Consider the following 20,360-nt stretch of genomic DNA (forward strand, 5'->3'; position numbering starts at 1 on the left):
CTTCCTTGTTCATTTATTCTATAAAAGGAAACATTAATTTCTCATTTTCACTTAAATACATATTCTCCTTCGTGATGATCACGGAGCCTGTATCTATTATCCGTTCCACTTTCTCACCCTCAACAGCTTCAATCGCCGTCTTCACAGCTAAGTACCCCATATTAAAAGGCTTCTGCATTACCGTGCCAAGCAAGATCCCTTTTTCGAGGAGCTTCACCTCATTGCTAGAATTGTCGAACCCAAATAATTTCACTTTGTCCTGAAATCCCATATCCATAATCGCCTGCCCAGCACCTAGTGTAGAAGGTTCATTAAGACCTATTATCCCCTTTAGATTTGGCTCGTCCTTTAGTAAATCAACAGTTAACTGGTACGCTTTTCGCACGGAACCATCACTGTATAATGTAGGCTGCACATCATGAACTCCATTCTCTAAAAGGGCATCACGAGCCCCTCTTTCCCTCTCAATTGCGGTGGCAGAGCCTTGTACAAAGTTAACGATAGCGACTTTATCCTCTGGATCGATATATTTTCTTAACTCCTGTCCTGCCTTACGTCCTGCTTCATAATTGTCTGTAGCAATAAAACTCTCTGATACACCACCGCTTAAGCCCGAATCTACAGTAATAAGCGTAATGCCAGCTGATTTGATCTTTTCCGCGATTGGAATGAGGCGATAATAATCCGTAGCAGATAAAATAATGGCGTCAGGCTTTTCCTTAATTGCTTGCTCCAGCAGTTCTATCTGTTGATCTACATCAAGCTCTGTATCCGTTCCAATCGTGCGAACCTCTGCGCCGAACTCCTTAGCCGCTGTTGCCACACCTTGTTTCATCACTTCCCAGAATTCAATACTGCTATCGATAGTCTTGGGCACATAAATAATGGTCCTAACCTTTGCGTCAAGCTCATTTGTAAACATACGATAGGCTAATGAACCCAAAGTAACAATGAAGAGCAGTAGCAGAGTATACAGGCCAATTTTTGACCGTAAAGCGCTCATTGACTCTCCTCCTCATAAATCACAGGTATTCGTAAAGTGGCCGTCGTTCCTTCCTCCATCTCGCTTGCAAAAGACAAACCGTATTTCACACCGAAATACAGCTGGATACGATGGTTCACATTCGCGACACCTACACCGCTGCCAGTCTTGAAATCTGATTTTTGCAGCAGTACCTTACCCATTTGCTCTTCATCCATCCCAATACCGTCATCAATGACCTGTACGATAATATCGTTCTGTTCTTGTCTTGCTCGGATCAGAATGTGCCCTTGCTCAGGATTATGTTTTATGCCGTGATAGATCGCATTTTCAACCAAAGGCTGAAGTACCATTTTTAAAATGCTGCAGGTTAGGATATCTTCTTGTACCTCTATGGAATAAGTGAATTTATTACGATAACGCATGTTCTGAATCGTTAAATAGTGCAGAATATGCTCTAATTCTTTGGCCAGCGGAATCAATTCCTCACCCTCACCAATTGTTGAACGAAGCAGCTTGGATAGAGATGAAGTCATCTCCACCACTTCCTCCATCTTTCCTGTCTCTGCCATCCAAATAATCGAATCAAGTGTATTGTACAAAAAGTGAGGTTTAATCTGCGCTTGCAGTGCCTTCAGTTCACTCACACGTTTCATCTCTTGCTCCAGAACGATCTGTCCCATTAACTCTTTAATCTTCATCATCATAAGATTAAACGTACGAGCAAGCTTGCCGATTTCATTCGTGCTCTCAATCTCCACGCGTATGTCGAACTCTCCACGTTCCGCTTTTTTCATATTCAGCTCCAAATTCTTCAGCGGTTTGGTCAGTGCGTAAGAGAGAAATATCGATATAGCCATAGCAAAAATCAAACTAATTGCTCCCCATAAGGCGGCGGTTCCTTGCATACGTTGCTTGTTCGCGACCAAATCATCCGGATAAGTGACTCCAACTATTTTCCAGCCAAAGCTGGTAGTGTCCACAGTGTACAGTTTCTGATCATTCCCCGTGTTAACCGTAACAGATCCACTCTTGATCCCAAGGACCGTCTCTAATTGTTCGAACTTGAGCTGGGAGTAGATCAACTGCTGTTGTGGATGATAGACAAGGCTACCTGCGGGATCGACGATAAAAACATAACCTCGTTTTCCCAGTTCGATTTGTTTACATAGATTATTAATTACACTGTAATTGAGATCTACGAGCAGTACACCTTGTTGATCCGCTTCCGTCATAGCATTCGCATTCGAGAGTTTTCGGCTGATCGAGACTACCCACCGGTATTCATCTTGAAAGATGTGCTGCACATGAGAGGAAGAAACTGCAACGTCTAATTGATTCATAGCTTTTTGATACCAATCTTGAGCTATTAGTTCAGGAAGCGGTTTCAAAACAGCATGCTGTCGATCCGAAACGGTCATGCCATCTGAGCCTGCATATAATATAGAGGAAATATCCGAGCGGGACTGAACGACTGACCGGAGATAATGACTGGCAAGCAGTTTATTCTTAAGCGCCTCTTCTTCATCTAATTTCGAGCTTTTTATATATTTCTCTAGATCACTGCTAGTTAACACCAGAGCAGCTATGCTTTCCATATTACCAATGTAATTCTCGATATTTAGTTTTACTTGTTCTATTAATTGTGAAGTATAGGCTACAGAATTGCCCTTGACCGCGGCTGAGGACAGGCGATAGGAAGTATAACTCAGGACAATAGTTGTGCAGAGGATAAGAAGTGAAAAGGAGATAGCAATATTAGTATGAATACTTCGGCTGCGGAAAAAGCGCTGTGATCTCATAGAGAGAGATTCTCCTTCTGCCGGTGTCGATATTCCTTCGGTGTGCTTCCTACATTACGTTTGAAAATAACACTAAAATACTGTGGATCAGCATAACCAACTCTGGCAGCGATATCATATGTCTTCAACTGTGTGACCGTAAGGAGTTCTTTTGCTTTTTCCAAACGGAGTCGAGTCAGATACTCTATAAATGTTTCACCGGTATGCTGTTTAAAAGTTGCACTGAAATAACTGATGCTCATAAAAATATGGCTGCACAGCTCATTGAGTGAAAAGCTGTCATTACAATAATTCTCGCGAATATAAGCTTCTGCGGCTTGCATCTGAGAAGTCCGAACCGTTGTTCTCTGTTCCGATAGTTTAAGTATCAGCGCATGGCAAGTCCTCTCCAGATAATGCCTTGCTTCATCTAACGTCTTAAGCGTAGCAACCTCTGCGAACATATTATGCGAAACAACTACTGTATTTGGGAAGCCGATGTCGACCACATAGTTCATCAAAGAAACCAGCAGCTGATAGATGCTGCTACGGCAGCCTTCTATAGAGGAGGTATTACTTTTAAGCTCCTGAAACCACTTCAACAGAATTTCCGATACAGCAGAAGCTTTACCTGTCTTTAAAGCGGATATAAATTGCTTTTCCCATGAGGTGAAATGCGCCTGATCCAATCCCTTCCCAAACTCAAGATCCTGTATGGAGATAACTTTATCTATGCCTAAAAGGTAACGATATTCTATGGAGGAGATCGCTTCTTGGAAGGATTGTGGAATTTGTTGCAAAGTATTATATTTTCTACCGATGCCTATGGTGGATGACAGCTTCAAATATTTATTTAAGCTACCCTGGACTTGCTCTGCAAGATGCTGTGTTGTTACTTCTACCGTCTCTGAATTGCCGGATAATATCGCAGCGATTTTTCCATCTCTCGTCTGGAATACCACTCCGTCTTGCTCTTTCTCAAGCTGCTCTTGAACAATGTTAAAGGCGCCGAAACGCAGTAGCTCTGCATCAAAAGCTAGGTCCTGGCTTCGTTTCTCCAATTCTATATCTATAACGAGCGCAAGGTACACTTGACCCTGCAACGGAATATGAAAATAACTCAATTTATTCTCGATTTCTTCGCTTTTCATTCGAGTAGTTACCAGCTGCTCCAAGAATCGTTCCCGCAGCAATGGAAGACTCTGATTAAGTTGCATACGAAGCTTAACTAAATTCGCTTTTTGTAGATGCTCTTCATCTAAATCCTGCTTCATCTTACTTAGAAATTCAGCAAACTCACGTGCATTAATCGGTTTTAATAAGTACTCAGTCACCTTCAGTGTTATGGCCTGCTTCGCATATTCGAAGTCTTCATATCCAGTGACGATAATGACCTTCATATCCCGGTACCTATCCATCACAGCTCTGGCCAATCCCAGTCCATCCATAAAAGGCATACAAATATCAGTAATAATTACGTCAGGACGATGCTGCTCGATTGCTTCCAGTGCATCTCTGCCATTATCAAAATCACCAACCAGCTCAAACCCATATTTACTCCATGAGATCTTATGTTTGATCCCTTCACGAACCTCATCTTCATCATCAACCAGAATTATCTTATACATCCAACACCTCCACAACTTTGAACTTATCAGCATAAGCATAATAGAGGCCGCCTGCGGGAGGCAACCTCTATTATTAAACTCTATTCGTATAGTAGAGGTTTGATCTCATCGGAATCCATATTGTTTTTATCATACCAGTGGAACCCCGTGTCGATGTTCTTTTCAACCGCTTCCCCTTTAATCGCTTGCACAGCTGCCTTCACAGCTTGATAGCCAATACCAATGGGGTCTTGTGTAACAGCACCAGCCACAACACCACTGCGGATAGCATCCATCAACTGCTTGCCAGAATCAAAGCCGACGACTACGATCTTACCATTCATTTGCAATTCATTAACTGCATTAGCCACACCTACAGCAGAGCCTTCATTAGAGCCATAGATTCCTTTCAGATCCGGATTTGCCTGCATCATCGCTTTCGCAAGGTCTGTGGACTTTAACTGATCTCCACCTCCATATTGCGGCTCTAACACTTGAATATCCGGATATTTTGCTTTCATTTGTTCCAAGAAGCCATCGCGACGCTGTTGCCCTGTGCTGCTCGTTTGGTCATGTATGACAAGGCCCACTTTACCTTTCTTGCCAATCAGTTCAGCCATTTTATCTGCGGCCAAAGCAGCTGCTGCTTTATTGTTAGTCGCTGCTGTTGCTACAGGGATATCACTGTCTACACCAGAGTCAAAGCCGATGACCGGAATCTTATTTTCCTTTGCCTTTTCTAGATAAGGAATCGCAGCTTTGCTGTCCAGTGCAGCAAGCGCAATTGCAGCTGGCTTCTTGTCGAGAGCGGTTTGCAGCATCTCAATTTGTTTATCCACCTGACTCTCATTTTCTGGACCTTCGAAGGTAATCTCAACATCAAATTCCTTAGCAGCTTTCTCCGCTCCTTGCTTCACCGCTTGCCAGAATTGATGCTGGAACCCTTTTGATATGACTGGAATGTATGGTTTGTCTGAACCGGATGCACTCTTGTTACTATCATTGTTGTTACATGCACTCAGCAATGTAGTGACTAATAATAGACAGGCAAGCATGATAAACCCTCTACGACGCAGTTTCATTTGAATCTTCCCCCTCGTCATTTGCTTTGTATATCACTCCGGATGGAGATCATACCAAGTTTATTGCTTACGGCGGCGTAGAATATCAGCGTAAACCGCAATAATGATTACAACACCGACAATGACCGTCCGCCATTCCTGAGCCACGGACATAATCTGCAAGCCATTCGTCAGCACACTCATAATCAGTGCGCCAATAATCGTGCCTAGAATAGAACCTACACCTCCACTTAAGGAAGTTCCGCCAATGACCACTGCCGCAATAGCCTCTAGTTCATAGCCAGTGCCCAGTGATGGCTGAGCTGAATTCAAACGTGATGCCATCAGGATTCCTGCGATTCCACTAAAGATTCCTGTAATGGAATAGATAATAATCTTCCATTTGACTGTGTTCACACCTGATAAGCGAGTAGCTTCTTCATTACTGCCAAGCGCGAAGTTGTAACGCCCAATAATCGTCTTAGACAAGATTATGCTTGCGATCATACCGAGTAATAAGAAGATAACGATGGTGTTGGGTATACCGGGGATCATTTTACCCATGGCGATCTTGGCGAAGATCGGATCATCGTTGAAATAAATAGGTTTGGCTCCGGTGATGACAAGCGACAAGCCTTTGGTGACCATCATAATCGCCAGAGTGGCGATGAAGGGTGGAATGTTCATCTTCGCCACCATCAAACCGCTGACAAAGCCACACAGTGCTCCAGCCAGAATCCCACCTACAATGCCTACCGGGACGGGCAGACCCCAGAATGTAATAATGACTCCAACCATAACAGATGAGAATGTCATTACAGTACCGAGAGCAAGGTCGATGCCGCCCGTAATAATAACAAAGGTAGCTCCAAGCGCTAATACTCCGATTACAGCTGTAGAAACTAGAATTCCGACAAGATTTGAGAATTGAAAAAAGTTGCTGGAGGATAAAGAAAATACGATGACCAATATGATCAGACTGGCAAATGCCAATATTTTTTGTTTGAATCCGGATTGCCCTCCCGATTGCTTCATACCCGCTGGCTGACTAATCTCTTTATCCGCGATCTTCATAGTCCTGACACCTCCGGTTAACTCTTGAACAGTTATGAACGTTTCGTCGCATATTTCATAATCGCCTCCTGCGATGCTTCTTCTGCGGGGAGTTCTCCTGTTATACGCCCTTCACTCATAATGATAATCCGGTGGCTCATTCTTAGAATCTCAGGAAGATCTGAAGAAATGATAATGATCGCCTTCCCTTCGCTCGCAAGCTGATCCAGCAGCTTATAAATTTCACTTTTCGCGCCTACATCAATACCTCGTGTGGGCTCATCGAAGATGAGTACATCACAGTCTCTAGTCAACCACTTGCCGATGACCACTTTCTGTTGATTACCTCCGGACAGAAACTTAACCTTTTGACCTACACTTGGAGTTTTGGTGGCTAGCGCTTCAACATGCTGCTCCGCTGAGCTTCGCATCTCCCGCTCCTTCATCCAGCCAAATGAATTACGGAATTTATAAAAGGAGGCAATCGCATTATTCATGCTGATATCCATATCCACAAGCAATCCGAAACGTTTGCGGTCTTCGGACAAATACCCAATACCATGCTGTACCGCTTGATGTGGCTGACGTATCCGAACCGATTTTCCATGGAGCATAATTTCACCCTCATCGATGGGATCGGCACCAAATACGGCACGTACAACCTCGGTACGTCCAGCTCCCATTAAACCAGCGAAGCCCAAAATCTCACCTTTATACAGATGAAAGCTAATATCCTTGAACGCATGCCCTCTAGAAAGCTTCCGAACTTCTAAGACAACTTGCTGAGTCTGTTTCGCAATCGTTGGTTTCGACGTTTGATATAATTCACGTCCAACCATCATGCTGATGATCTGATCAATCGTTATTGAATCGGTACGAACGGTATCTACATAACAACCATCACGCATAACTGTAATGCGGTCTGTAATTCGCTTCAATTCATCCATGCGGTGAGAGATATAAATAATTCCCACACCTTTATCTCGTAGCTGCTCAATCATTCGAAATAACTCGTTAATTTCTGTATCTGTTAACGCGGCGGTTGGTTCATCCATGATCAATACCTCGGCTTGGAAAGACAAGGCTTTAGCGATTTCAACCATTTGCTGATTAGCAACAGTCAGGTCTGATACCAAAACTCTGGGATCCAGCTTCAGATTCATTTGATCAAACAGTACCTGTACCCTGCGATTCATCTCCACATCATCAACGAACCATTTCAGAGCTTTACGCGGCTCTCGTCCAATGTAAATGTTTTGGGCGACTGTAAGATGAGGCATTAAATTCAATTCCTGATGGATGATACTAATTCCAAGCTCCTGTGCTTCACGGGTATTAACAATCTCCACTTCATTTCCCTTGTACCACATTTGACCAGCATCCTTGGAATAGACACCTGTCGCAATCTTCATAAGGGTAGACTTGCCAGCGCCATTTTCTCCTACTAACGCATGAACTTCACCACGCTTCAGCTCAAATTGACATTCATTCAAAGCATGAACACCTGGGAAAAACTTGTTGATTCCCTCCATACGAAGCAACACTTCGTTCATTTTGATATCCACCTCAAATTCTTTGAGAATGCCTTAACCCTTAAAGTAATCGCTTTCAATCCGGAATGTAAAATCATTGTATTCCCTATAAGTTGCCATTGTAATGGAATAATCTCCGTAAAAAAGTTTAAAATTTTATGTTTTACATACAAAAAAAGCTGAACCGAGAGCACCTCAGTTCAGCACAAATGTTATACCCTAAAAATCACATGTCAGCGAACCCTCCTAAAGGCTTGCGCCATTTCCAGCCACCAATGTGAAGGTCTTAGGAATTCCCTTATCATACACGTCGGAAGATAGATTAGGTTCTTCTACTAATTGGCGGATCACTAGTCCGCTATTAGCTGCTGCGGTTACAATTTCTCCGAGTGTCCAGCGGCGCCAATACACAACACTATGCTCTTGTTCACCTGCTGGTTTACCTGTGGAAGGCAAATACTTGGAATAGGATACCTTCTTCTCTTCCAATGATGAGTCAAAATAATCTCCGTTTACTTTGTGTTTGCGTACCTTCGCAGTAGATCCCTTCGAGGAAATAAGCTTGGTCGTTACCGGATGAAAATCGCGGAGTACAAATACGCCTCCAGGAGATAGCAATCGGCGAGCTGTTTCCATGAATAGTGTAAGGTTGGTAAAGTAATGAACAATGCCTAACTCTGCAAAGACGATGTCATATGAACCATCAAGGACGTCTTCTGGCAGCTTAAGAATATCTGAGACGATATAGGTTAGTGGTACCCCTGCTTCTTGGGCAAGATCAGCCGCATATCGCGCATTGGCTTCCGAGAAGTCAGCAACCGTTACTTCCGCACCTAGTAATGAGAGTGCCACGGCCTTCATCCCGTTTGAGCCCATTAAATTCATCATTTTCTTACTCTTCACCTCTCCAAAAAAAGAAAGGAGCGGGTGAAGCTTTGCACTTGGTTCCTTTATTAATTTTGCAGCTGCTTCTGACGGTGTACCAAACCGAGTTACCCAAGCGGTATAAGTATCTTCGTTCCAAAGCTCTTCGCTTGTTGGCACAGCGTTTTTTTCTGCCTGATTATTTGAATATTGATTCTGCTCTTCCATCCATTGCTACCCCTTTATGTGTAAAATATCTGTTATGAAACATTCTGAATGGCATCAGCCATCCGGATGGTTTTCCTTCTTCCCGCGTACAAATATACTGCGAGGCCAATCATAACGAGCAGCCCACCTGCCCATTGTAAGGTTGTTAGCTGCTCACCCAAGAGTAAATACGCTAAGATACTGGCACCCACTGGTTCTCCTAAAATGTTCATTGAAACCGTAGTCGCGGATACATATTGTAGTAACCAATTAAACAAAATATGGCCAAACACCGTTGGCACCACTGCTAACAATACAAAGATTCCCCATTCCTTGGCCGGATAATTAAAAAAGGAAATCCCCATGAACAGATTGTATACGGCAAACACGCCAGCGGCTGATAAGAAGACAATCAAGCTATATAAATAAGAGGGCATGCGCACCACTAGCTTTTGACCGATCAGCATATGTACAGCTACCGCGACAGTGCCTCCGACCGATAATAGATCACCTTTTAGATTATCCGCAGAGATGCCGATATCCCCCCAGCCGATAAACACGACACCGCCAATCGCAATGCCAAGCCCTAGAATAGCGGACAGAGCTGTCTTTTCTTTATACAAAAAATAAACACCCAGCATAATGAATACAGGCTCCAGCGCCATGATCATTGTTGAACTAGCTACCGAAGTATACTTTAATGATCCCATCCATAGCAAAAAGTGCAGCGCAAGCATTGCGCCTGAGAGGATGAGCATTAGCCAGTCTTTTTTACGAAGAGCAAAAGCAGCTCCACTATAGGGTCTTGCAAAAGGCAGCATCAGCAGTGAGGTAAATAATAATCTGTACATGCCTTGTATAGATGCAGGTGCATCAGACCATTTAATAAAAATGGCGGAAAAAGAGATGGCCACAATCCCTATCAACATTAATAGTGGAATCGGAAGTGGCTTTTTTTTAAGTTTCACATGTTACGCGTCCTTTCAATATCTTAAGTCACTTATGTTAATTTAACGCAGACCGTGAAAAAATGCATCTATTTTCATAAGATTTCACTAAAAAAAGCACAAGCAATGTCATTTCTGACGAAAGCTCATGCTTCTTAAAAGGCTACGGCTTCAGAACAACCTTGATGCAATCCTCTTTTTTCTCACTAAAAACGTCATAGCCATGCTCCGCTTTACTAATTGGCAGGCGATGCGTAATGATATCTGTAGGATCAAATTTATTTTCTTTAATCATCTTATACAGCAACGGCATATAGTGAATCACCGGCGCTTGTCCCATCTTTAATGAAATGTTCCGTTCAAATAGCTGACCCAGCGGGAACATATTGTAATTAAGTCCATAGACTCCTACAAGCTGGATGGTTCCGAATTTACGTACGATATCTGCGGCCATTCTGAATGCACTGAGCGAGCCTCCTTGCAGCTTCAGAACCGTTTCCACTTTCTCCAAGGCAGATATTTTGGCATCTAGACCCACACAGTCAATAACCACATCTGCGCCCCCACGAGTGATCTCCTTCAAATGAGCCCCAATGTCCTTGATCTCTTCGAAATTATAAACTTCAACATTATTGGTCAGCTTCGCATGTTGCAATCGGTAGCCGATATGGTCAACAGCAATGACTCTAGAGGCACCTTTGATCCAAGCAAACTTTTGAGTTAGCAGTCCAACGGGCCCGCAGCCGAGAACAATGACTGTATCTCCCGGCTTCACTCCCGCGCTTTCTACTCCCCACCAAGCAGTAGGAACGATATCCGATAAGAAAAGAAGCCGCTCATCTTCCATTTCTGCATCCTCAGGAACGACAAAAGGGCCGAAATTACCATAAGGAACCCGCAGCAATTCAGCTTGTCCGCCTGCAAAACCGCCATAAGTATCGGAATAACCAAGATAACCGCCTGTGTCCTTGGCGTCATTTGCATTGTCGCATTGGCTCTCCATCTCATGCTGGCAGAAAAAACACTGCCCACAGGCGACATTAAAGGGGATGATGACTCGGTCACCTTTTTTGACTTTAGTTACGTCAGGACCCACTTCTTCAACAATCCCCATCGGCTCATGACCAATAACATAATCATCATGCATACCTGGAATTTCCCCGTTATAAATGTGCAGATCCGAGCCACAAATCGCCGTAGTGGTAATCCGAACAAGGATGTCATCTTTTTTCTCAAGTGTCGGATCAGCTACTTCTTTAACTTTCACTTTTTTCTTCCCTTGGTAGGTTAGTGCTTTCATGCTGTTAATCCGCTCCTTTGGAGATGGTCTAGAGATATAATTTTCATGCCTTTCTATGTTATATCCCTAAGCCCTAACCCCTTATCCATGAAGAAGCGGAGAATACATCATTAGTGCGTAATTATCAGTTACAGCTTCATCTCCAATTAGATCTCCAGAGCGTGTATATACTTTTCGACTGATCTTGTTACTGCGTATATATCCGCCCCAAGGCTCTAGACTAATCCTATGATCACTTTCGTATACTTCATAATCATAAAGGGCCTGCTCATTGCATCTCCACTCCCCGTGTAAATGGCTATCGTCCAGCCAGAGCTTTAGTTGATACGTTTGAGCGGTGTTATTTTTTAATTGAAGATCCAAATAGTTATAAGAACAGGTCGCCCCGCTTCCAAAAGGTTGCGTACGTTGTTCATCTGGAAATACATCATAACTGTGACGATGCCGTTCCATAACGGTAAGTGGCGTATGCAGTGCCATCCAATAGATCAGATTAGACAACTGGCATAAGCCTCCTCCAACCCCGGAATGAAAACCACCATAATGCAGCACCATACCTTGCAGATACCCTTTTCGCTTAGTGGGCTTACCAATACTTCTCCAGTAGGAAAAAGTCTCCCCCGGGTGCACAACAAGTCCATCCAGCTTCGCAATTGCCAGCCGTAAGTTAGTTATTTTATTGTATTGAAGCACCATATCTACATTCCGAAGACTTCTTAATAACGGGGTAGCATGAGTCATAGCTGCATAAGATAATGTTTCATCCGTACGCTGCCTCGCTATTTTGCTTCGTCCAGTGCACCATTTCAAATATCTTTTCCAAATAAAATATCGTTTGCCAGCAAACAATCTAAGGCGAGAACGCTGAATAGGCTTCATGGCAGCCTGGGGTGTATTCATCTAGAACTGAACCTCGCTTTCAGCTCGTAACTGGGCGAATCTACCTCCAATTATCGCATTATGATGCTTAACGATCTCCCTACTACTCAGAACCCCATTATCAAAGGTGCTATGAGCGTCTGAGACCAGTACACTTTTATATCCCATGCTGTATGCGCGTCTTATTGTCGTATCCAGACAGAATTCACTTTGCATCCCACAGATCACCAGATTCGTAATCCCGAGCTTCTGGAGTTCATCTTGCAGTTCCGTTCGGTGAAAAGCATCCCAAGTAGGCTTCTCAACGATAACTTCGCCTTCCTGCGGTGTGATGCGGTGACTGATCTGCCAAGTGGGTGTACCTTTTGTGTACTCCTCATCTTCGGTATGTTGAATATACACAATAGGAGTACCTGCTAATCGAGCTTTTTGCTGAAGGGAGACAATCCTGTCCATCACACCCTCTTCATCGTACAGCTTTAGATCATAGGAGAACATGGCTTCTTGAACATCGATAATTAATAGTGCTGTTGATTGTTCCAAATGAATAACCTCCAAGAGCTTTTTTCAAAATCATACCAGAAACTGGGACAGACTATCTACCTACTAGAAGTTACAAATGTTAAAAATAAAAACCGAGTATCTGTAAGCAGATACCCGGACGATTTCATCAATCTTTTACTTGCCACGCTTATTATGCCAGATCAATGCATGCAGCTGTGGAAGTACACGAACCTTGTTCATATCCGAATCCACGATTACTTTATTAAACAACCACTCCAGCCTTCCCAGAAGTCGAGCAGAAATGTTGCCCTCTTCCGTGACATCATCATTACCAGGCTGCAGAAAGAGCTGCACATTCGGATATCGCTGGTGAACGTTTTTCGCATAATCAAAATCCTTATCATCAAACACTACGACCTTCAAGCTATGCGTAGAACGACCCAGTTTCTCCATCTTACTCATGATGTTATCTAGCATTTCCCAATTCGTTGTCATTCCTGAGCTTGGGGGTTTAGGACTGATTGTCAGCACATCCACGTCATTGAACCAATCCTGCCATTTACTCCCCTGAGTTTCTATCGCTGCTTTTATTCCACGCTCATGAAGCAGTTTGATGAAGGTACCTATTCCTTCACCAATCAAGGCAGGATTACCGCCTGAAATCGTAACACAGTCGAAATTATCTCCAGCTAACGCCAATAATTCATTTATGATTTCTTCTGCTTCCATCATGCGAACCTTATTCTTAGCCGTACCATCCCAAGTAAAAGCGGAGTCACACCAGCCGCAACGATAATCGCAGCCATAGGTGCGGACAAACATCGTCTTCACTCCAATTACCGCACCTTCGCCTTGAATAGTTGGACCGAACATTTCAATTACAGGAATCTTACTCACAGTCACAGCCTCCATACAAACGGTAGGATGGCCCTTCATCCGGAACATCTTCAGCCAGCACCTCTGCCCAAGAGGTTGGAGTCTCCCATAGCTTTACCGAGTACAAAGGCAACCCTGCTTGCTTAAGCTTGTAGGCAATATATGAAGACATATTCTCTACTGTGGTGCGGAAAGACAACAAGGCTACTTTGGAGCCCGTATTCGTTAACGTCTCTAACACAGGTTCATTTCCCATGGCAAGAAAAGCGTGATCTAAACGATCTACAAGGCTTTGTTGTACTGTCATTTTGATATCGCTGAAATCAATGACGAAACCTTCATCCGAGTGGCCTTCCGCGGCCATAGGTTTGCCCTTAAGCACTACTTCGAGCTTATAAGTATGTCCGTGCAGGTTGCTGCATTTCCCTTTGTGTCCCACTAACTGGTGTGCCGCATCGAACGTAAATATTTTGCAGACTGAAACCTCGTTAAGCATTAAGAACCGGCCTCCATTCTCTCCACCTCATATTGCTCAAGACCACGCTGACGCAATAGACAGGCTGGACAAGTACCGCAGCCACTGCCAATAATACCGTTGTAACAGGTCAGTGTGTGTTCGCGAACATAATCAAAATACCCAAGTTCATCGGCCATTTTCCACGTTTCTTTTTTATCCAGCCACATTAGGGGAGTGTGGATCGCAAACTCATAGTCCATAGATAAGTTCAGCGTAACATTCAATGATTTCACAAAAACATCACGGCAGTCCGGATAACCGCTAAAGTCCGTTTGGCAAACCCCAGTGACGATATGGGAGTAGCCCAGTTGTTTAGCTAATATTGCGGCAAAAGATAAAAACAACAAATTCCGTCCATCAACGAAAGTACTTGGAAGCTCATCTCCTTCACCAGCCACGATATCTATATCCTGACGGGTAAGTGCATTGGGTGCCAGCTGATTGAGCAGCCCCAGATCAAGAATATGCTGTTTTACATTAAACTTAGCTGCTATCGCTGTTGCAACTTCGATTTCAGCCGCATGACGTTGATTATAGTTGAAAGTAACTACCTGCACTTCCTCATACTGCTGCAATGCCCAAACCAGGCAAGTGGTGCTATCTTGTCCGCCGCTGAATACGACGAGTGCTTTTTTGTTCATATGAATCTCTCCTTATCACAAGTTGGAATTTAGCGGTTGTCCACTTTTTCTGGATAGAGGTCGTGATTGATTAAGCGGTGTTCCGCCATCGCCTCATACTTCGTACCCGGTCTTCCATAGTTGCAATAAGGATCAATTGAAATGCCTCCGCGCGGAGTGAACTTGCCCCATACCTCAATGTAACGCGGATCCATCAGTGAGATCAGATCATTCATAATAATGTTGACACAGTCCTCATGAAAATCACCATGGTTGCGGAAGCTAAACAGATACAGCTTTAATGATTTGGACTCCACCATTTTTTGTTCAGGAAAATACGAAATATACAGCGTGGCAAAATCCGGCTGACCCGTTACAGGACACAAGCTAGTGAACTCAGGGCAGTTGAATTTAACAAAATAATCACGCCCGGGATGTTTGTTATCAAACACCTCCAGAATGTCTGGATCATAACCAAACTTGTACTGTGTTCCCTGATTACCAAGCAAAGTAACTTCTTGCATTTCCTCTTTCAATCTTCCTTCTGACACGACAAAAAACCCCTCTCTTTTCCTTCGGCCTTGGCCGGTAATGGAAAGAAGAACGAGATTTCGAAAACTTGGCTCCACTAAGAAGAAACGGAAGCAACGTCCGGATAAAGGACAGCAACCGCTTGTACTGTTTAATATATTCTTAGTTTTTTATAGAGGGAGTTCGCGAACCTCTCCTGCACAACTTTAGCGCAGACTTCTTCTTAAAGCATATTGCGTCTTGAACTATACCATGGGTAGCCCGCTCCTGACAAGTTCTACTCTTTACTGTTACCTTATATAGATCAACAAATAACTCCAGGTTACCGCGGATAGATCTGCGTATGTAGAGTTTATGAAGTTCAAAAACAATGCCAATTTGCTCGTGAATTTATTTTTTAATCACATGAATTATTCATACAGTTAATTAATATGTGGCAAAAAAAAGGATTCAAATCCTAAGAAAAGGGTAACTTATTCATAATAATCTTCGAGCTAAGGGTGGGAGCATTTTATGGAACAAAGTATACAGCAGCTTATGGATTGGCTTAACAATCATTTGAATGAAACAATCGCTATTGAAAAGAAAGAACTTCGTGATTTGGATAAAGTTCATTTCAATTTAGAGTCCGTAGATTTCCGGAGTGCAGACGACGTAATTGATGAATATCTTGGAAGTGCACTGATATTAAGAGGTTTTGGCAGCACACTTAACGCCGATGGTGAACTGGTATCCCTGCCACAATCCACTTATGATTTAGCTGTTGAAGGTCTTCAAATCGTAGACTTAGCCGACCGCAAGGCAGAAATAACTACGGACAGAGCTAATTACACCCTTTCAGTAGATTAAACGAACATGATTATGATAAGCAAAAAGAGCCCACAGTGATCTGCGGGCTCTTTTTGCTTATCATTTATTCTTCTCCAATGATCTCCACTTCCGTTTCCAGCTCTACACCGAATTTATCCTTCACAGTCGCTCTTACATGGTGGATTAGCCCGATGTAATCACTGGCTGTTGCATTATCTGCATTCACAATAAATCCCGCATGCTTCTTGGATACCTCAGCACCGCCGATTCTTGTACCCTGTAAGCCGCTCTCTTGAATTAACTGACCTGCAAAACGGCCTGGAGGCCGCTTAAATACACTCCCACAGGATGGATACTCAAGCGGTTGCTTCGATTCACGTAAATAAGTTAGTTCATCCATTTTTGCCTTGATCGTTAAAACATCACCGGAAGTCATAGCAAATTTGGCCTCAAGTACAATATACTCACCGCTTGCGAATACACTTTTTCTGTATCCCCATTGCAGCTCATCTCCTTGCAGAGTTACCAATTGCCCGTTCTTATTTATAGCTAGTGCACTATGCAGGACATCTTTGATCTCACCGCCATAAGCACCTGCGTTCATATAGAGCGCTCCACCAACTGTTCCTGGAATGCCACAGGCGAACTCAAGACCCGTAAGCTCCTTATCACGCGCATATCTGGAAACATCAATTATTTTGGCACCACATTGCGCATATAAGAGATTGTCGCGAATTCCCATTTCGGTAAGTCCTGCTGTTTGCAGAACGATTCCACGTACCCCTCCATCACGGATAATCACATTGGAGCCATTCCCAAGTACCGTAAGGGTTATCCCATTTTGTTCTGCATATGTAACGATCTTTTGAATTTCATCATAAGTAGCTGGTGCAGCCAAAATATCAGCTTTGCCGCCCATTTTAGTGTACACGTGATCTTTTAAATTCTCATGACTTTTCACTATTCCTGCGGTCATTAGCTGCTCTAGATCATCTTGAATTTTGTCAATATTCATGTTTTCATGCTCCTTTAACCATGTATAAATGATGGTCCTTGATCTATTTTAAAGAGTTATTATGAAATTGTAGGCAACCACAACTGTAACAACGAACAGGCTCCCTTGTCAATGACGGGAGCCTGTTCGTTGTATGATTTTAGATGATAATTACACAGCTTTATAGGCAGCAAGCTCGTAAGGAAGACACAGTGGCACACCCGTACGTGGATCCGGAACGATATCCGCTTCAATTCCAAACACTTCCCGCAATACATCTGGTGTCATAACCTCAGTAGGTGAGCCTTCGCTAACCACAGTACCGGACTTAATCGCTACCATATGCTGCGCATAACGAGTAGCATGATTCAAATCATGCACGACCATGATAATGGTACGGCCTTCTTCCTCATTCAGCTTTTGCAAAAGTTGAAGAACTTCGAGCTGATGCGCCATATCTAGGAACGTTGTAGGCTCGTCAAGGAATAAAATATCTGTTTCTTGAGCCAACGCCATAGCGATCCAAGCGCGTTGACGTTGTCCACCAGAGAGACGGTCAATAGGGCGATCATGAAAAGATTCCATGCCCGTAACAGAGATGGCGTTGGAGATGATGTTGCGATCCTCTGCGGTCATCGTGCCAAATCCTTTTTGATGAGGGAAACGACCATAGCTGACCAGCTCAGATACCGTCAGACCGTCAGGAGCCGTTGGGTTCTGCGGTAGAATCGCTAGCTGACGAGCAACCTCTTTAGTTGAAAAGTTATGGATCGATTTGCCGTCCAGCATTACGGTGCCACTCTTCGGCTTCATAATCCGGGCCATCGTTTTGAGGATTGTAGATTTACCGGAGCCGTTAGCGCCCACTAGTGCGGTGATTTTCCCCGTAGGGATAGACAAGTTCAATCCCTTAACTATAGTAGCCTCAGCATACCCAATACTTAATTCTTCTGTATTCAAACGTTCTGACATGATCTACAACTCCCTTAAAAGTTTTATGGAGCTATGCTCCTAAGTATGAACTAATTTACGCTTTCGACTTGGCGAGTAAATATAAAAAGTAAGGTGCGCCAATAATCGCAACCACAATGCCAGTAGGAACTTCGGCAGGTTGCAATACCCATCTACCAATGGTATCAGCGGTAATCATAAGAAGCGCCCCTGTCAAAGCACTAGCAGGTAATAACACCTGATGACGGGGTCCCACCAGCCTGCGAGCCAGGTGTGGTGCTATCAGGCCGACGAAGCCAATACCTCCACTTACCGCGACGCAGGAGCCGGCAAGCGCTACGGCTGTTACCAGAAGGAGAATACGTTCCTTCTCCACACGCATTCCTAGACCTAATGAAGTATGGTCCCCTAGATTCAATACATTTAGAACCCGGGCTTTATAGAAGGCGAACGGTAACAGAATCGCGATCCAAGGCAGCAAAGCAAGGACGAATCTCCAATCCCCACCCCATATTTTCCCGGCGATCCAAGTAGCTACAAATTGATAATTATTAGGATCAAGCCTAAGTGCCAATACAAGCTGGCAAGCATTGATTCCTGCAGCGACCGCAATCCCGATAAGGATCAGCCTTGTAGGAGACAGACCATCTGCCTTCCGGTAGGCAAGAATATAGATTAAAGCTGCGGTCAGGCCAGCCCCACCAAGCGCTAGGAGAGGCAAGACAAATACCGGAGCTGCTGTTGTAGCCGGAAAAAACGAGATAAAAATGATTACCGCAAAACCTGCACCAGCACTTATGCCCAGCGTAGCCGGTTCTGCGAGTGCATTACGTGCGAGACTTTGTAGAATACAGCCCGATACTGCAAAGCCCGCTCCAACTAACAATGAAATTACGATGCGGGGTAATCTGAAATCAAATAAAATAAGCTTTTGCTGATGTGTTCCATCACCCATGAGTGTATGTAATACCTCTAGTGGGGATAGACGCATAAACCCTGTATTCATACTGACTATAAACACAACGACGATCAGTATAGCAAGGAGCACTAACACCGTTAAGGCGCGTGTGCGGCGTTCTTTTTCATCTGGAGTAAGGGTTAATTTGGGCATTACAGCTCCCCCTTCCGCTTACTCGCTAAATAAATAAAGAACGGTACGCCGATGATGGCAATTAAAGCTCCTAGCGGTGTCTCATAAGGTGCATTTATCATTCTTGCGGCAATATCTGCAAAGATAATCAATAAGCTCCCTAGAACTGCCGAGCAAGGGATAATCCAGCGGTAGTCCACTCCAACGAAATAACGTGTAACATGTGGAATAATTAGTCCTATAAAAGCAATCGGGCCAACCGTTGAAACCGCACTTCCAGCTAAGATAACCACAACAATCATACATGCCAATTGAACTAACCTTGTCCGCTGCCCCAGACCAACCGCAACTTCTCTTCCTAAGCTGAGCAATGTGACGGATCGTGATAACATCATCGCTGCAATTAAGGCTACGGCCACCCAAGGGAATATAATCTTGATCTGAGTCCAGCTAGCTCCACCCATCCCACCAGCTAACCAGAAGGCTATGTCCTGAGATAAGTTGAAAAGAATAGCTACTCCCTGACTAATAGCAACCAATAAAGCACTAACTGCCGAACCTGCTAATGTCAATCGCAAGGGGGTCAGGCCATTAAAAGAAAGCGAACCGATTCCGAATACGATAAAAGAGGCCACAGCGGCACCGATAAAGCAATACAACATTAGTGAAGTGAATGAGAGTGAGGGTGCAAAAGCAAATACTATGGCCAGCGCTACCCCTGCTCCTGCATTCAAACCTAACAGCCCTGAATCCGCAAGCGGGTTTCTTGTCATCCCCTGCATGATAGCCCCTGCTACTGCGAAGCAAGCACCGACTAAGGCGCCAGCAATAGCACGTGGAAATCGCAGTTCTCTAATCACCTGATGTTTTTGTAAATCTGGATTGAAATGAAATATAGCTTCCCATACCGTAGCTAACTTGATATCTGCCGCACCCACTGAGACCGAAAGTGCCAATCCGAAGGCAATGGCAGCAAGTCCAAAAATAAGAATACCAATGGCAGCTGCCGGTCGGGTATGTAGAGCTTTTTTGGGTTCATTTTTAATACGATTTGCGAAATCTGAGGGTGAAACCATGAGTCGTCTCCTTATTCAATAGTTACAATGGTTTATATGATAACAACAATCATTCTCATTATCGCAAAAATATTTATGTTGTACAATTGCAGGAACGATTTTTCCGTACTATGGGATTGGTTTATAAAAAAATGGTGCAGATCTTTGTATCCCGAGATACTTGATCTGCACGCCCTTC

Annotated in this window: 20 protein-coding genes and 1 riboswitch; of the genes, 1 reads left to right on the forward strand and 19 read right to left on the reverse strand. The window is 43.8% G+C overall.

Translation table 11 applies throughout. The features are described from left to right. Positions 1-13 precede the first annotated feature (13 nt). The 15 genes from NSQ91_RS17275 to queF all read right to left on the reverse strand — a co-directional run bounded on the left by NSQ91_RS17275 (position 14) and on the right by queF (position 15,254). Positions 14-1,003 carry a substrate-binding domain-containing protein gene (locus tag NSQ91_RS17275; protein ID WP_076304137.1) on the reverse strand — a complete coding sequence of 330 codons (990 nt, stop codon included), beginning with the start codon at positions 1,001-1,003 and terminating at the stop codon, positions 14-16. Continuing rightward, a complete protein-coding gene (locus tag NSQ91_RS17280; RefSeq protein ID WP_076304136.1) occupies positions 1,000-2,784 on the reverse strand; it encodes a cache domain-containing sensor histidine kinase in 1,785 nt (594 codons plus the stop codon). Before NSQ91_RS17280 ends, NSQ91_RS17275 begins: the two co-directional genes overlap by 4 nt. Further along, positions 2,781-4,391, reverse strand: coding sequence for a response regulator (locus NSQ91_RS17285; RefSeq protein ID WP_076304135.1), 1,611 nt, complete (start codon positions 4,389-4,391; stop codon positions 2,781-2,783). The genes NSQ91_RS17280 and NSQ91_RS17285 overlap by 4 nt, the downstream gene beginning before the upstream one ends. Before the next feature lie 80 nt (positions 4,392-4,471). Further along, positions 4,472-5,452: an ABC transporter substrate-binding protein gene (locus tag NSQ91_RS17290; protein ID WP_076277598.1), complete on the reverse strand. Its 981-nt coding sequence runs from the start codon at positions 5,450-5,452 to the stop codon at positions 4,472-4,474. Positions 5,453-5,512: 60 nt separating this feature from the next. Further along, entirely contained in the window at positions 5,513-6,505 is a 993-nt protein-coding gene (locus NSQ91_RS17295; protein WP_076279361.1) for an ABC transporter permease, read from the reverse strand. A 32-nt stretch (positions 6,506-6,537) separates the two neighbouring features. Then, positions 6,538-8,037: a sugar ABC transporter ATP-binding protein gene (locus NSQ91_RS17300; RefSeq protein ID WP_076304134.1), complete on the reverse strand. Its 1,500-nt coding sequence runs from the start codon at positions 8,035-8,037 to the stop codon at positions 6,538-6,540. A 225-nt stretch (positions 8,038-8,262) separates the two neighbouring features. Beyond that, entirely contained in the window at positions 8,263-9,108 is an 846-nt protein-coding gene (locus NSQ91_RS17305) for a class I SAM-dependent methyltransferase (protein ID WP_076217755.1), read from the reverse strand. 32 nt (positions 9,109-9,140) lie between these two features. Then, positions 9,141-10,055 carry a DMT family transporter gene (locus NSQ91_RS17310; protein ID WP_179088160.1) on the reverse strand — a complete coding sequence of 305 codons (915 nt, stop codon included), beginning with the start codon at positions 10,053-10,055 and terminating at the stop codon, positions 9,141-9,143. Positions 10,056-10,197: 142 nt separating this feature from the next. Further along, on the reverse strand, positions 10,198-11,334 hold the full coding sequence (locus NSQ91_RS17315) for a zinc-dependent alcohol dehydrogenase (RefSeq protein WP_076304133.1): 1,137 nt from the start codon (positions 11,332-11,334) through the stop codon (positions 10,198-10,200). 81 nt (positions 11,335-11,415) lie between these two features. Then, complete coding sequence (locus NSQ91_RS17320; protein WP_076126687.1) at positions 11,416-12,234, reverse strand: VanW family protein; 819 nt, start codon at positions 12,232-12,234, stop codon at positions 11,416-11,418. After that, the gene (locus tag NSQ91_RS17325) at positions 12,235-12,756 is read right to left on the reverse strand and encodes a cysteine hydrolase family protein (RefSeq protein ID WP_076190233.1); all 522 of its coding nucleotides are present in this window, start codon (positions 12,754-12,756) and stop codon (positions 12,235-12,237) included. It abuts the gene before it with no gap. Between the two features lie 135 nt (positions 12,757-12,891). Beyond that, positions 12,892-13,614 carry a 7-carboxy-7-deazaguanine synthase QueE gene (gene queE / locus NSQ91_RS17330; RefSeq protein WP_076304132.1) on the reverse strand — a complete coding sequence of 241 codons (723 nt, stop codon included), beginning with the start codon at positions 13,612-13,614 and terminating at the stop codon, positions 12,892-12,894. Beyond that, positions 13,607-14,089, reverse strand: coding sequence for a 6-pyruvoyl trahydropterin synthase family protein (locus NSQ91_RS17335; protein WP_036687544.1), 483 nt, complete (start codon positions 14,087-14,089; stop codon positions 13,607-13,609). Before NSQ91_RS17335 ends, queE begins: the two co-directional genes overlap by 8 nt. Beyond that, positions 14,089-14,751 carry a 7-cyano-7-deazaguanine synthase QueC gene (queC, locus tag NSQ91_RS17340; RefSeq protein WP_076304131.1) on the reverse strand — a complete coding sequence of 221 codons (663 nt, stop codon included), beginning with the start codon at positions 14,749-14,751 and terminating at the stop codon, positions 14,089-14,091. Before queC ends, NSQ91_RS17335 begins: the two co-directional genes overlap by 1 nt. A 29-nt stretch (positions 14,752-14,780) precedes the next feature. Then, positions 14,781-15,254, reverse strand: coding sequence for a preQ(1) synthase (gene queF / locus NSQ91_RS17345; protein ID WP_218641822.1), 474 nt, complete (start codon positions 15,252-15,254; stop codon positions 14,781-14,783). A gap of 163 nt (positions 15,255-15,417) precedes the next feature. Continuing rightward, positions 15,418-15,461, reverse strand: a riboswitch (PreQ1 riboswitch). 313 nt (positions 15,462-15,774) lie between these two features. Here queF and NSQ91_RS17350 point away from each other — a divergent pair. Continuing rightward, a complete protein-coding gene (locus NSQ91_RS17350; RefSeq protein ID WP_036687547.1) occupies positions 15,775-16,110 on the forward strand; it encodes a hypothetical protein in 336 nt (111 codons plus the stop codon). A gap of 64 nt (positions 16,111-16,174) precedes the next feature. Here NSQ91_RS17350 and murB read toward each other — a convergent pair whose 3' ends face one another. The 4 genes from murB to NSQ91_RS17370 form a co-directional block, all read right to left on the reverse strand. Then, positions 16,175-17,086 (reverse strand): UDP-N-acetylmuramate dehydrogenase, encoded by a 912-nt coding sequence (gene murB / locus NSQ91_RS17355; protein ID WP_076304129.1) that lies wholly within the window; start codon positions 17,084-17,086, stop codon positions 16,175-16,177. 150 nt (positions 17,087-17,236) lie between these two features. Beyond that, positions 17,237-18,037 (reverse strand): ABC transporter ATP-binding protein, encoded by an 801-nt coding sequence (locus NSQ91_RS17360; protein WP_036687549.1) that lies wholly within the window; start codon positions 18,035-18,037, stop codon positions 17,237-17,239. Between the two features lie 55 nt (positions 18,038-18,092). Next, a complete protein-coding gene (locus NSQ91_RS17365) occupies positions 18,093-19,127 on the reverse strand; it encodes a FecCD family ABC transporter permease (protein WP_076302575.1) in 1,035 nt (344 codons plus the stop codon). Beyond that, the gene (locus tag NSQ91_RS17370; RefSeq protein ID WP_076217749.1) at positions 19,127-20,182 is read right to left on the reverse strand and encodes a FecCD family ABC transporter permease; all 1,056 of its coding nucleotides are present in this window, start codon (positions 20,180-20,182) and stop codon (positions 19,127-19,129) included. Before NSQ91_RS17370 ends, NSQ91_RS17365 begins: the two co-directional genes overlap by 1 nt. Positions 20,183-20,360: the final 178 nt, after the last annotated feature.

It is taken from the genome of Paenibacillus sp. FSL R7-0048 (assembly GCF_038004505.1).
GTDB classification, from domain to species: Bacteria; Bacillota; Bacilli; order Paenibacillales; family Paenibacillaceae; genus Paenibacillus_AQ; species Paenibacillus_AQ odorifer.